This window comes from Emcibacter sp. (assembly GCF_048269205.1).
Classification (GTDB): Bacteria; Pseudomonadota; Alphaproteobacteria; order Sphingomonadales; family Emcibacteraceae; genus Emcibacter.
In genome coordinates, this window is record NZ_JBLXJC010000001.1 from 214,650 (window position 1) to 227,850 (window position 13,201).

Consider the following 13,201-nt stretch of genomic DNA (forward strand, 5'->3'; position numbering starts at 1 on the left):
CAGTTTTGATAAAACTATCCCTATGCTGTCGGATTTTTTTACAACTTCGTTGCATATAAGAGTTTTACGATTCCTGCTCTGGGATCTAATTTATTGTATTTAAAGTGAAAAAATTCTTCTTCTGAAACTGGCACACTATTTGCTAGGTTACAGGGCAAGTGGAAAAAATGCAGTAACCTGCAAATGAAATGAGGTTAGTTATGGCGAAATTGTTTAACACAATGATCAAAGCGGCGGCTCTTGCTGCTCTTATGGCGCTTGGTGCAACCGCCTCCCAGGCGGCTATTATCAGCATCTCCGGAAGCTGTGTCTCCAACTGCAGTAATGTAGGCGCAACTGACGGCGATCCCTATAGCGGCGAGATTGAGCTGGTGGATGCCGCAGTAGCTCCCGGCGCCTCCTTTGACAATGACGATGTCCTGGGTTTCAGCTTTGAAGTCGGCGATGTCTCCATCAATGAGGCTTCTGCAGCGGCCTATGTTATTGCCGGGACTTTCAACGACACCCTGACAGGTCTTGTGGATCTCTTTGTGATTGTCACCGAGGCTCTTCTGGATGAAACCGGTGAAATGATGATTCTGGTTGCGGATGAAACCGCGTTTTATTCCGCATCCCTGGACGGCTATTGTGTAGACGAAACCTGTGAAGATGGCGATGAAGGCACTACTGCTGATTTGAGCGAGCCTGAGGTTACAGTAACAACAGCTGTTTCCGAACCGGCCATGCTCGGCCTGCTTGGTCTTGGTCTGGTTGGTTTCGGTCTCGCCCGCCGTCGCGGATAAGACTTCTACGTTTATTCTGAAAATGCCAAAATTTCGGGCCGCCTTTCAAAGGCGGCCCTTTTTATTTTAAGTCTGGCGGGGAAACTAGAAACCGAAATTGACGCTGAGGCGGAAATTGCGGCCCGGCAGCGGCAGCAGGTCCTTGAGGAAACTGGTGTGCAGGCGGCGCTCCGCATTGGTCAGGTTCTGCACCTGCAGGCGCACGGCCAGGTCCTCGGCATTGCCCATGGGCTTCCAGGAGGCCTCCAGGTTAATCTCCGTATATCCCTCGGTCGGCAGTTCATGTTCGCTGATCCTGTCCTGCTCGCTGACAAAGCGGACTTCGGCCCGGCCGTCGATATATTCGCTGGCATAGTCCGCGCCAAAGCCGATACGGAACGGCGGGATGCGTGGCAGATCGCCCAGATCGTCGTCAAGTTTTGCCCGGACATAGTCGGCCATCACATCTATGCTGAGTGATTGATCCGCCTGTTCCCAGATCTTGTAGGCGGCTTCCGCTTCAAAACCCCAGAAGGTGGCGTCATCCTGGCGGAACTGGAACACTTCCAGGCCATCCTCCATTTCGCCGGTTTCCACTTCATAGATAAAGTCCTGGTACCAGCTGTGATAGAGGTTGAAGACCGCATTGAACCTTTCATTCTGATATTTGAAGGAGAGTTCCGCAGTCAGGCCCTTTTCTGTGGAAAGGGTACCGTTACCCAGTTCAAAGGCCCCGGTGGCCAGATGTGGCCCGTTGGAGAAAAGTTCCTCGGCTGTGGGCGCCCGTTCCGCCCGGCTGATGTTAATGCCGATCAGGCTTTCCTCGGTGGGATGATAGGCGGCGCCGGCGGACAGGCTTACTGTGTTAAAACTGCGGGAAATATCCAGCGCATTATTGTCGGTGGTCTGGTAATCGAAGCGGGCGCCAATATCCAGGATGACCTGCTCAAGTTCCACTTCCTCGACGGCAAAAATGCCCCACTGGAAGGTATCTGTCGGCGGCACGAATGCTTCATCGCCGATGGCTTCAAAGTCCCGGCTTCTCAGGTGCAGACCCATGGAGCCGTGCCAGTTGCCTCTATCCTTCTGGATCAGCTCAAGACGGCCTTCCCATCCCTTGTTCTTGAAGACGGTACCGGTCTCGCTGCCTTCCAGTTCTTTATGTTCATAATCGCCATAACCAAAGCGCAGTCGAGCCTGCTGGAAGATGGCGAAATCCATTTCGCTTTCCCCTTTCAGGTCGAAACGGACCTGTTCCAGATCGACACGGACAGGAGCCTCTTCCTCATGCCCTTCTTCCTCGTGGTCTTCTTCCTCCTCGCCGTGCTCATGGGCATGGCCGCCGGGAACACCGTAGTTGCTTTTGGAATAGCTGAGCGAGGCACCCAGCATGGAGTTGTCATTCACCCAACCAAAACCAAAGGCGCCCCCCTTGTTCTCAAGACTGGAATTTTCCACCGTGCCTTCAGCGGCTTCCTCTTCCGCGTGTTCATCATGGCCTTCCGCCTCGTGCAGGGCGTCGCTTTCCGCGGACCCGGGAATATCATAGTCGCCGGTATTGCGGTAATAGCCGTTCACATGAACCGCAAAACGATCATCAACAGCGGCTGTTACGGCAGCTCCGGCCGAGAAATCATCGGCCACTGTGCCGTAACCGAGACGGGCCCGGCCTTCAAATCCTTCCTCGGGGATCACTGTCGGGATACGATCATCAATGATATTGACCACGCCGCCGATGGCGTTATTGCCGTAGATCAGGGTGCTGGCGCCTTTCAGGACCTCCACCCGGCGGGCGGTCAGCGGATCGCCGGCAACGGCATGATCGGGGCTTGTGTTGGCCGCATCAATGGTGCCGATACCATTGGTGAGCATACGGATGCGGTCGCCGCCAAGGCCGCGGATGACCGGACGGCTGGCGCCAGGTCCGAAAAAGGTAGAATGAACGCCCGGCACACCGGAAAGGGTCTCACCAATGGTGGCGGCCATCATCTTGTCCAGTTGTTCTTCCGTCAGCAGGCTTGATCCCTGCAGGACATCCATCTGGCTTTTGGCATGGGGTGTGGCGGTGGAGAAGATTTCCTCCATTTCGTGACCATGGTCATGTCCCTGGCCCTGGCCCGGATCGGAAGAGGCGGGATCGGCAAATGCGGGGGTTGCGGAGGCGGCAAATAAAAGACAAAAAAGTCGACTGGAAGATAGCATAGACATCATGAATACCTGATAAAATGTTATAATATATCGTTACTGCACATTTATGTTATATTGTTTCAAGTGTGTCAAGGGCTGTTCCGGCTTTTTTATCCGGTCCAGGGATCAGGGGTTCAGAACCTGACGGATCAGGGCTTTGGCCTCCGCAGAATTCCATTCCGCCGGTCCCACCAGACGCCCGAGTTCGCGTCCTTTCCGGTCTATCAGCAGGGTGACGGGCAGGCCAAGTACGCCGATGGCCCGGCTGAATTTTCCTGCCGGATCAAGATAGGGGGCGAGAGTGGTAACGCCGATCTCGTCCAGGAATTTCTGTGAGGCGTCCTTGCCGCCCCGGTCCATGGACAGGATGATCACTTCGAAATCATCACTTTTCATTTCCCGGTTCAGGGCCTCAAGGTCCGGCATTTCATGGCGGCAGGGGGCGCACCAGGTGGCCCAGACATTCAGCAGGATCACCTTGCCTTCAAAATTTTCCAGGGTGGCTTGTTGCCCATCCGGGGCGGTAAAGGGCAGGTTGGACAGAGGCTCCGGTTCGGCTTTTGCCGTAAATTTTGCCATTTTTCCCGTTGCCAGGGCTTGCAGCGGGCTTTCTTTTGGCGTATCCCCGTCCTTTAGGAGAAACAGTGCCACAAGTGCCAGTGCGATGAATGCAACAAGAGCTGAAAGTGTTCTATTCATTAGTCTGCCTGTACCTTTGTCTTCAGGATTGAGCCATGACCGATAAAGATAATAAATCCGCCAATGCCCTGTGGGGCGGCCGTTTTGCCGCCGGCCCCGCCGAAATCATGGAGAAGATTAACGCCTCCATCGACTTCGACAAACTGTTATACGCCCAGGACATCCAGGGGTCAAAGGCGCACTGCAGGATGTTGGCAGCCCAGGGCATCATTTCAAGGGAAGACAGCGAAGCGATCCTGAAAGGGCTCGATCAGGTGAAAGCCGAGATCGAGGCCGGAAACTTCACCTATGATCCCAAACTGGAAGATATCCACATGCATGTGGAATCCCGGCTCAAGGAAATCATTGGCGAGCCTGCAGGGCGTTTGCATACGGCGCGGTCAAGGAATGACCAGGTGGCGACCGATTTCAAATTGTGGATTCGCGATGCCATTGACCAGATGGACGAGGCGCTGAAAGCTCTGCAAACGGCGCTGGTGGACAAGGCCGATAAATATGCAGAGGTCATCCTGCCGGGCTTCACTCATCTGCAGAGTGCCCAGCCGGTCACCTTCGGCCATCATCTGCTGGCTTATTTCGAAATGTTTTCCCGGGACCGGGGACGTCTGCAGGACGCCCGCGCCCGGCTCAATGAATCGCCGCTCGGCGCAGCGGCGCTGGCCGGCACGTCCTTCGACACCGATCGTTTCATGACGGCAAAGGAACTCGGCTTTGACCGGCCGACGGCCAACAGCCTCGACAGTGTTTCCGACCGGGATTTCGCGCTGGAGTTCATGGCGTCAGCCAGCATCTGTGCCACCCATGTCTCCCGTCTGGCAGAAGAGATTGTGATCTGGTCATCGGCCCAGTTTGACTATATTAACCTGAGCCACAAATTCACCACCGGCTCGTCCATTATGCCGCAGAAGAAAAATCCCGATGCGGCGGAACTGTGCCGGGCCAAGGCAGGCCGGATCATCGGGGCACTCAACAGCCTGCTGATTGTCATGAAGGGATTGCCGCTGGCCTATTCAAAGGACATGCAGGAAGACAAGGAAGCCACTTTTGATGCCGCCAATGCCTTCAGCCTGGTGATTGCCGCCATGACCGGCATGGTTGACGACATGGAAGTGAAGGCCGACAAAATGCTCGCCTCTACACAGAACGGTTTTATCACCGCGACGGATCTTGCCGACTGGCTGGTGCGGGTACTGAACATGCCTTTCCGGGACGCCCATCATGTGACCGGCACCCTGGTGGCGAAGGCGGAAGAAAAAGGCTGTGACCTGGACGGGCTCAGCCTTGACGAAATGCAGGCCGTGGAGGCCCGCATTACCGATGATGTTTTTTCCGTGCTCAGCGTGGAAAATTCCGTGGCCAGCCGCACAAGCTATGGCGGCACTGCCCCCGTACGGGTACGGGAGCAGGTAAAGGCTGCACGGGAGAGGCTTACGGCCTAGCCGGTCATCTTGCTCATATCCATATGGAAGACGCAAAGCTTGTTGCCGTCGAGATCGCGGAAATAGGCGCCGTAGAAACCGGGCATGCGTTCGCCCGGGGCCCCTTCATCGCTGCCGCCGAGTTCGATAGCTTTGGCATAGAGGCCGTTCACCTGTTCTGGTGAGGCGGCGGTGAGAGCGATCATCGAGCCGTTACCGACGGTAGCCGGTTCGCCGTCGAAAGGTTTCATGACGAAAACCATCGGACTGCCGGGACCGGTTGACCAGGAGATGCCCCGATCAGTCTGGAAGCCGCGTCCGGCCTTCATAAGGCCCATGAGTTGGTCGTAAAATCCTGCCGCCTTCTCAAGATCATTCGTTCCAATGGTTACATAGCCAATCATTTCTCTTCTCCTCTTTTATTCCAATGACTGGAGAAAACCTACGCGGCTTCGGGGCGTCCGGCAATAGGCAGGTGCGCATACGGGGTCAATAAATTGTGGAAGTACGTTTTGGTTCAACAGCGGATATGCCCCCGCAAGACAGCGGGAGCAGGGAGGGCTGCAGGGGAAAGGCTGAAGGCCTAGCCCATTTCCATTTTGGTGGGATCAATAAAGTAGGCGTTGAGTTTATTGCCGTCCAGATCCCGGAAATAGCCGGCATAAAAGCCGGGCATGCGTTCTCCGGGAGCGCCTTCGTCGCTGCCGCCGAGTTCCATCGCCTTGTTGTAGATTTCATCCACTTTTCCCGGGGACGAGACTTCCAGCGCCACCATGACGCCGTTGCCGACGGTTGCCGCGTTGCCGTCATTGGGTTTGGTCACAGATATCCCGGGGGAGTCCATGTCCGTTGCCCAGGCGATAAAAGTTTCGTTGTCCATAATTCTTCCCGCCCCGATAGGGGCAAGAAGTTTGTCGTAGAAAGCTGCCGCGTCCTGCAAATTGTTGGTTCCCAGTGTCACATAGCCGATCATAATCCATTCTCCTCATCTGATTTTCCTCTGCAAAGCCTACGCTCTGGGCGGCTTGCCGGACAACAACGAAATTAGTTTGTGTGATCAATTAATTGTGAAGGGGTATTTGTCTCAAATTTGACAGACTTGTTAAGGGGCCGTAAAGACCTGGGGAGCACAATGTGCAGCCGGGTGTCCGGGTAAAGAAACGAGGAAACATAATCATGAAAATATACATCTTACTTCTGTCATCGCTTTTGCTGGCTTCTTGTGGCGTGCCGCTCGTTCCCGGCATCTGATACACTCATCTGCAGCTTTGCATTCTCCATTATGATTCTCATGGAATATTTTTTCCCCTGATGCTAGACATGCCATCAGGAGAACATCATGAATCTGAATCCTGAAACCATTTCTGTTCCTGTTGGCCGCCTTCTGGCGGTGGCCGTACTTGTCTGCAGTCTCTGTTTCCTGCAGGCCTGCGGCAGGAAAAGTCCACTGGAGCCGCCGCCGGGTTACGAGGGAACGGAACAGTCAGGTGTGCAGACCAGTGGTGACTAGAAAGCAAAGCCAAGAACACAAGGACTGAAAAATGGATCATTTCGGCTACCGGAATGGCGAGATGTATGCGGAGGAAGTGCCCGTCCGGGAGATCGCTGATGCCGTCGGCACACCGTTTTATTGTTATTCCAGCGCCACCCTGGAACGTCACTATAAGGTTTTCACAGAGGCCTTTGAAAAGAACGGGCTTGACCTTTTGCTCTGCTATGCGGTCAAGGCCAATACAAATCAGTCCGTGATTGCAACGCTCGCGGCCCTCGGCAGCGGTGCTGATGTGGTTTCGGAGGGTGAACTCCGCCGGGCCCTCGCAGCTGGCGTGCCGGCCGAGAAAATTGTCTATTCCGGTGTGGCCAAGACCGCCCGGGAAATGGCTTTCGCCCTGGAGGCCGGCATCTACCAGTTCAATGTGGAATCCGTGCCGGAGTTGCATCAGTTGAGCCAGGTGGCCAGCGAACTGGGCCGGGAGGCGGCCATCGCTTTTCGCATTAACCCGGATGTGGATGCAAAAACCCATGCCAAGATTTCCACAGGCAAGTCGGAAAACAAGTTCGGCGTGCCCTGGTTGCAGGCCCGTGAAATCTATGCGGAGGCCGCAGGGCTGCCGGGAATCCGGGTTGTTGGCCTTGATGTGCATATCGGCTCCCAGCTGACACAGCTGGAACCGTTCCGGGAAGCCTTTGAGCGCGTCGGCCAGCTGATTGGGCAACTGCGGGAAGACGGCCATGAAATTTCACGGCTTGATCTGGGCGGTGGTCTTGGCATCCCTTATGATCCGACCGACCCCGAACCGCCCTCGCCCGAGGCCTATGCCGCGATGGTAAAGGACGTTGTCAGGGACCTGGGCTGCCGGATTATTATTGAGCCAGGCCGCCTTCTGGTCGGCAATGCGGGAATTCTGGTCAGCCAGGTTATTTATGTGAAGGAAGGTGAAGAGCGGAAATTCCTGATCATTGATGCAGCAATGAACGATTTGGTAAGGCCGAGCATGTATGATGCCTATCACGAGATCGTTCCGGTCTGTCAGAATGACCGGGAACAGGAGGCCTTTGATGTGGTCGGCCCGGTCTGCGAATCAGGTGATACTTTCGCCCGCGGCCGCCGGCTTGTCCCCCTTGAAAGTGGCGATTTGCTGGCGATTCGGTCTGCAGGCGCTTATGGGGCTGTGATGTCCTTCACATATAACACCAGGCTTCTGGTGCCGGAAGTTCTTGTAAAAGATGATAAATTTGCTGTTGTTCGGCCACGGACATCCTATGAACAGCTGATAGGGCTTGATCAGCTTCCCGACTGGCTGGCACAATAGGGAAAACAGTCCGGAGATTTGAGATTACGGAGAATACGGGCAATTCGACGGCGGGCAAGACCCGCATGAAACCGCTGGCTTTGAAATCATTAGCCGGTGCGTTGCTGCAAAGCGGTGCAGTGCTTCTCCTCTATCTCGGCCTTTCCCTTCTTGATATCTGGGGCTATATGCCCCGTCTTGGCCATGTTGCCGCCTACGGTATGACGGCCGGGTTTGCCCTTGCCGTATTTTTTCTCTCCCTGCGCAAAGCCGTAAAACCACCCCTTCTGCCAGCGGCCAGGAACTTCGGCCTTTGTGTGTTTTTGGTGGGGCTGTTTGCCCTTTTTGCCGGCGAGGACCTGGATCGTCGCTGGACCGTCGCGATAAAACCCGTCGCTCTGTTTGACTATCCGGTGGCCCGCGTCCATGTCCGCGTTGTCCCGCCGGGCTATACGGGCTCAGGGATACTGGAAAAACAGTTTGTTGCCGACGGACATAGCTATGCAGCTGCGGACCTCAACCCCATCCCCGAGGGCAGTCTCCTCAAAGTGCGACTGGAAAACAGTCCCTGGCCGGCGGCCCTGAGAGCCGGACGGAAGGAAGTCGTCCTGCAGGAGACAGAGCCAGGTATCTATGAGGGTGAACTGGTCATCGAACAGGCGACTGGCTGGCAGGTCAGGCGGGGCAGTGAAAAACTTGGCGCCTGGCCGATCATCCTGCTTGAGGACCAGGCCCCCGAAATCCGCGAGTTCCGGGTAACTGAAGAATTAACACCCCTCGGCCTGATCCCCGTACATCTAGATGTGGCAGATGATTACCGGCTTGCCGATGCCAGGGTGCGCGTCATACAGCCGGACAAGCCGGAAAGTGATGTTCATGAAGAAATTCTGCCGGTGGACAAGCTCACATCCTATGACGGGGAATTTTACCTGGATCTGTCCATGTCCAATGCCGCCGGTGGTCCGGCGAACCTGATGTTGGTTATAGAGGATGAAGCGGGGCAGACGACCGGGCGTGAAATCACCGGTGTGACTATTCCCCGGCGCGAGTTTTCCGATCCCATTGCCCGCAAGCTTGCGAGCCTGCGGGAAGAGCTTCTGGAGCGTCCGCAGGACCGACAGTCCCTTGCTCGCCAGCTTATGGCCCTGAGCCTGCTGCCGGCGGAAGAAACATCATCGCCGGTCTATCATCTGGCATTGAGGTCGGCATATTGGCGTCTGGTCAGTCCTTCGGCACCCGGTGATCCCGAAGAAGCCCGGCGCATGCTCTGGGATCTGGCCAATCTGGTGGATGGTGGTGCAGGCGGTCAGGTTGAACTGGCACTGGTGCAGAAACTGGATGCTGTCCGCCGCGTGCTTCTTCTCGGTAAGTCCGCAGAAGAGATCAGGCAGGAGCTTGCGTATCTTGACACGTTGTTTGCCCGGTTTTCAGCAAGTCAGGCTCTGGTTCGGGACAGCGGGGAGGAAACCCTTGATCATCGGGTGCTGCATAAATTATACGGCCGGGTCCTCTATTACGCCGCCAAAAACCATCATGACAAGGCTGAACGGCTGATGGACTATCTGAGGACCGCGCTGGTGAACCAGGATGTTTCCTTCCTGACCATTGGCGGCTACAGCCGTTTTGTGGCCGCTACCCAGGGGCAGCAGATCATGGATAACCTGATCTCCATCCAGAAACGCCTGCTGGCCAACAGCTACAAGGGCGGGCTGAAGGCGGAAATCGTGACCACAGACAAATCCGGTCATTATGAAGCCCGCGTGCGTCGGGAGTGGCAGGAATGGGGTGTTACTCAGAGCAAGCTGGGAGAGTCCCTTAAGCAGCTGTCTTCGGCCCTGATAGGCAGTGGCATAGATTCCCGCAATGATGTGGAGGAAGTGCACCGGCTGATCGGCGATGTTCTGGCCAGCCTTGAAGCGGGGCAAATGGAAACTGCCGCCCAGTATCAGTCGCAGATCCTTGTCCTGCTCAACAATCTCAAGCATCGCCTCGGTACTGAGCTGTATCATTCCCCATTGATGCAGGAGCTTGAGGAAGAGGAAGAAGGTTAGGCCCGCAGGGCAGACTGGTCAGGCGGGGCATGGCCGAGGACATTGTCCACGGCATCGCAGATCTCATCAAGGGAGAATGGCTTGCTGATCACATCATGGATCAGGGCTTCCAGATTGTGGGCCCGCTGTTTTTCATGGGCGAAACCCGTCATCATCAGAATAGGCATGTCCGGATAGGTAGCCGAAGCCTTAAGGGCCAGGGAAATACCGTCCATTACCGGCATGACAATATCGGTCAGTAGTAGATCAAAGTGATCCTTGCTCAGGGCATCGGCAGCTGCACCGCCGTCGGCCGCTACCTCGGTGGTGTGACCGCGCAGTTGCAGCGCCCTGCTCACAAAGGAGCTGACGGCTTCTTCATCTTCTGCGATAAGGATATGTGCCATATTGCCGCTCGTTAACCGTAATGGAGTCCCTATCCCCCTCGTAGCGGAAAAATCTTTATATTTGCTTTACGCCATTCAAAGATTTAACAGGTAAATATAGCATAATTCAGGCAAAAAAACGAATCCGGCGGGCTGCCGGAGGTGTCGGGACAAGCCGTATCCCGGTCTATTGTTCAGTAAAACTGACCCGCAGGTCCCGCGCGTCAGGCGGCGGATCGGGCAGCGAAGTCTCGAAATCCACCACTGCTTCCGGCGACAGGACGCCGGGCGATGTCATGAAGGTCCAGTTTCTGATGGTCACCCCGCGGGAATCCTGCAGAGCGACCTGGAGAACGGGTACTGTCTGTTTTTCCTCTGTAATGTTCCGCACCTCGCCGCGCACCACAAGATAGGGGGTGCCGTTCCTGATTTCCTTGGCAGGCACGAGGTTCTGGATTGCCAGTCGTTCCGAAACGGGTACTTTCGGTTCTTCTTTTTTCTTCGGCGGCGCCGGTGTGTGGGTGGCGGACTTTTCGCCGTCCAGGCCGATGGCATGATACAGTCTTGCCGACGGGGGCCAGAACTCGCTGACGGTTTCGCGGAAGATCAGAAGTGAGCTGACGATGGCCGTGACAAAAACACAGAGCGATATCCAGCCCCAGCGGCTGGAGCCGTGATTGTGGTTCTGCAGGGCCGGAAGATTGGATCCCTTGGGAATCGGCCGCGGTCTTTTCTTGCGTTGTTTGATGGAAAGCTCGAAGTCTGAAGCAGCGCCTTCATTGGCGGTCTCTTCTGTCGGTTTTGCCGAGATATCGGGAGAAGTGTCCTGTGGGGCTTCCTGCGGCGTCTCCGCCGCTGCGGCAGATTGTTCCTGGGGGGAGCCCTCCTCGGCGATATTGACCGGTTCGTCGTTATCCCCTTCGGTCTCTTCCAGCATCGGTGTTTCAGCGGGCGGTGTTTCTTCATGCCATGTATGACGGCATTTTGCACAGCGCACCGTACGCCCTGCAGGCATCAGGGCCTTTGGGTCCACCACATATTTGGCGAGACATTCGGGGCAGGTCAATATCATGCAGATGCCTGTATTATAAGTCTTTTTACATCAATAGTGTTGACTATACTTATAATCTGCCGATTCTTCCTATGCAAGGGTCCTGACGATGGAGCATGATTTTGACATGATTTCGTGGGACATGGAAAAGAATTGACCGGTCAGTTCTATTGAAACTTGCGTTCAGCCGTATGGGGCGGATATGCTGTCTGGGTTTGAAGAATATAAAGGGTTCCCAAGTGATCCGTTTTGATAATGTCGGCATGAGATATGGTATGGGCTCAGAGGTGCTGAAGGATATTTCCTTTGAGCTTCAACCGGGGTCTTTCCATTTCCTGACTGGTCCCAGCGGCGCTGGAAAAACGTCGCTTTTGAAGTTGATGTATCTAGCACATCGCCCGTCCCGGGGGGTGATTTCCATGTTCAATCAGGATGTCAGTGCGACCGAACGTCCCGGCCTGCCCCGGTTACGCCGTAGAATCGGTGTGGTTTTTCAGGACTTTCGCCTGCTGGATCATTTGACGGCGGTGGAAAATGTTGCGCTGCCGTTGAGGATTGCCGGCGGCAAGGGGCCGGAAATTGATGAGCATGTGGAGGAACTGCTTGCCTGGGTCGGTCTGAAGGACCGTATGGCGTCCCGCCCGTCCACCCTGTCCGGTGGAGAAAAACAACGGCTGGCCATTGCCAGGGCGGTGATTAACCGCCCCGACCTGTTGCTGGCGGACGAACCCACCGGGAATGTGGATCCAGAGATGGCGGAGCGCCTGATGTATCTTTTTGTGGAATTGAACAAGCTTGGCACCACAACAGTGATTGCCACCCATGACATGTCGCTGGTACGAAAGATTGGAGCCGACCGGATGCATCTTCACGATGGCAATCTGCAGATCGTCAGGGCCGGAGAAACCGCCTTCACCCCGGTCGGGGGCACCTGACATGGCGGCATCTTTCAGATTTCTGCCCGATGAAAAGGATCATGAGGCAACCAGGCTTCTGCCGTGGGTGATGGCGGTGATGGTTTATCTGAGCGCATTGTCGCTGACCGGTGGTATCCTCATTCACAATGGTTTCGGCAACTGGACCGAAAGCCTGTCCAACCGTCTTACTGTCCAGATCAGCATCGAGGACCGAAAGGAGCGCACGGCGGTTGCGAAAGAAGCCGGGGGTCTTCTGGAGAAGACCCCCGGGGTCATGAGCGTGCGTCAGCTTAGCGAAGCGGAGATTAATGCGCTTCTTGAGCCCTGGCTGGGAGAAGGAAATGTGACCGGAGACCTTCCTGTGCCCGCCATGCTGGACGTGCAGATTGACGGGCGGCTGGCGATTGATATCAGGGCTCTGGAAAGCGGCCTGCATCAGCTATCTGAAAAAATCCATATCGATGATCACCAGAAGTGGCTCGGCCATTTTGTCAAGCTGACCCGGATGGTGGAATCAGTGGCGCTCGGAATATTCCTGCTGGTTATTCTGGCGACGATTGCCATTGTGATTTTCGGCACCAAGGCGGGTTTGGCCGAACACAAGGAAACCATAAAAATCATGCATCTGATGGGGGCGGAGGATGATCTGGTCGCCCGGGCCTATCAGAAAAGGTTCATGAAGCACGGTCTCAAGGGCGGCCTGGTTGGCCTGGGGCTGGCGCTGATTACCATTTTCGGTCTGGCGCGTCTGGTGCAGAATCTGGCCGAGGGATTGGTGGAGGCACCTAATATTCCCTATCTGGAGATGCTTCTGTTACTGGTTCTGCCTGTTCTGTCCGGTCTGATTTCCATGGTGACGGCGCGTATTACGGTAACGAAGGAACTGGCCCGGATCATGTAGGAGACTTTCCAGCAAATATCGGGCGGAAAGAAATTGTTATAGGAGATCGCTGAGCGTAT

The 13,201-nt window shown here is 55.5% G+C and carries 13 protein-coding genes; 7 read left to right on the forward strand and 6 right to left on the reverse strand.

Annotated features, from left to right (window positions below; translation table 11 throughout):
* Positions 1-200: 200 nt before the first annotated feature.
* The gene (locus ACN0YD_RS01015) at positions 201-782 is read left to right on the forward strand and encodes a PEP-CTERM sorting domain-containing protein (protein ID WP_417316776.1); all 582 of its coding nucleotides are present in this window, start codon (positions 201-203) and stop codon (positions 780-782) included.
* Between the two features lie 84 nt (positions 783-866).
* On the opposite strand, the gene ACN0YD_RS01020 is transcribed toward ACN0YD_RS01015, so the two are convergent.
* Together ACN0YD_RS01020 and ACN0YD_RS01025 are read right to left on the reverse strand one after the other, a co-directional pair.
* Positions 867-2,972, reverse strand: coding sequence for a TonB-dependent receptor (locus ACN0YD_RS01020; protein WP_417316777.1), 2,106 nt, complete (start codon positions 2,970-2,972; stop codon positions 867-869).
* A 102-nt stretch (positions 2,973-3,074) separates the two neighbouring features.
* Entirely contained in the window at positions 3,075-3,647 is a 573-nt protein-coding gene (locus tag ACN0YD_RS01025) for a TlpA family protein disulfide reductase (RefSeq protein ID WP_417316778.1), read from the reverse strand.
* 35 nt (positions 3,648-3,682) lie between these two features.
* On the opposite strand from ACN0YD_RS01025, the gene argH reads away from it, so the two are divergent.
* Complete coding sequence (argH, locus tag ACN0YD_RS01030) at positions 3,683-5,086, forward strand: argininosuccinate lyase (protein ID WP_417316779.1); 1,404 nt, start codon at positions 3,683-3,685, stop codon at positions 5,084-5,086.
* On the opposite strand, the gene ACN0YD_RS01035 is transcribed toward argH, so the two are convergent.
* Positions 5,083-5,469 carry a VOC family protein gene (locus ACN0YD_RS01035; RefSeq protein WP_417316780.1) on the reverse strand — a complete coding sequence of 129 codons (387 nt, stop codon included), beginning with the start codon at positions 5,467-5,469 and terminating at the stop codon, positions 5,083-5,085. The genes argH and ACN0YD_RS01035 overlap by 4 nt on opposite strands.
* A gap of 179 nt (positions 5,470-5,648) precedes the next feature.
* Positions 5,649-6,038 carry a VOC family protein gene (locus ACN0YD_RS01040; protein ID WP_417316781.1) on the reverse strand — a complete coding sequence of 130 codons (390 nt, stop codon included), beginning with the start codon at positions 6,036-6,038 and terminating at the stop codon, positions 5,649-5,651.
* Positions 6,039-6,404: 366 nt separating this feature from the next.
* On the opposite strand from ACN0YD_RS01040, the gene lptM reads away from it, so the two are divergent.
* The 3 genes from lptM to ACN0YD_RS01055 all read left to right on the forward strand — a co-directional run bounded on the left by lptM (position 6,405) and on the right by ACN0YD_RS01055 (position 9,908).
* On the forward strand, positions 6,405-6,575 hold the full coding sequence (lptM, locus tag ACN0YD_RS01045; RefSeq protein WP_417316782.1) for an LPS translocon maturation chaperone LptM: 171 nt from the start codon (positions 6,405-6,407) through the stop codon (positions 6,573-6,575).
* 31 nt (positions 6,576-6,606) lie between these two features.
* Positions 6,607-7,878, forward strand: a complete 1,272-nt coding sequence (gene lysA / locus ACN0YD_RS01050; protein ID WP_417316783.1) for a diaminopimelate decarboxylase — start codon at positions 6,607-6,609, stop codon at positions 7,876-7,878.
* A gap of 65 nt (positions 7,879-7,943) precedes the next feature.
* Complete coding sequence (locus ACN0YD_RS01055) at positions 7,944-9,908, forward strand: DUF4175 family protein (RefSeq protein WP_417316784.1); 1,965 nt, start codon at positions 7,944-7,946, stop codon at positions 9,906-9,908.
* Here ACN0YD_RS01055 and ACN0YD_RS01060 read toward each other — a convergent pair.
* Positions 9,905-10,294 (reverse strand): response regulator, encoded by a 390-nt coding sequence (locus tag ACN0YD_RS01060; protein ID WP_417316785.1) that lies wholly within the window; start codon positions 10,292-10,294, stop codon positions 9,905-9,907. The two genes, ACN0YD_RS01055 and ACN0YD_RS01060, sit on opposite strands and share 4 nt — an antisense overlap.
* A 166-nt stretch (positions 10,295-10,460) precedes the next feature.
* Positions 10,461-11,345 carry a zinc-ribbon domain-containing protein gene (locus ACN0YD_RS01065; RefSeq protein WP_417316786.1) on the reverse strand — a complete coding sequence of 295 codons (885 nt, stop codon included), beginning with the start codon at positions 11,343-11,345 and terminating at the stop codon, positions 10,461-10,463.
* A 170-nt stretch (positions 11,346-11,515) separates the two neighbouring features.
* Here ACN0YD_RS01065 and ftsE point away from each other — a divergent pair, with 170 nt between their 5' ends.
* Positions 11,516-12,259 (forward strand): cell division ATP-binding protein FtsE, encoded by a 744-nt coding sequence (gene ftsE / locus ACN0YD_RS01070; RefSeq protein ID WP_417318825.1) that lies wholly within the window; start codon positions 11,516-11,518, stop codon positions 12,257-12,259.
* A 1-nt stretch (position 12,260) separates the two neighbouring features.
* Complete coding sequence (locus ACN0YD_RS01075) at positions 12,261-13,142, forward strand: cell division protein FtsX (RefSeq protein ID WP_417316787.1); 882 nt, start codon at positions 12,261-12,263, stop codon at positions 13,140-13,142.
* Positions 13,143-13,201 lie beyond the last annotated feature (59 nt).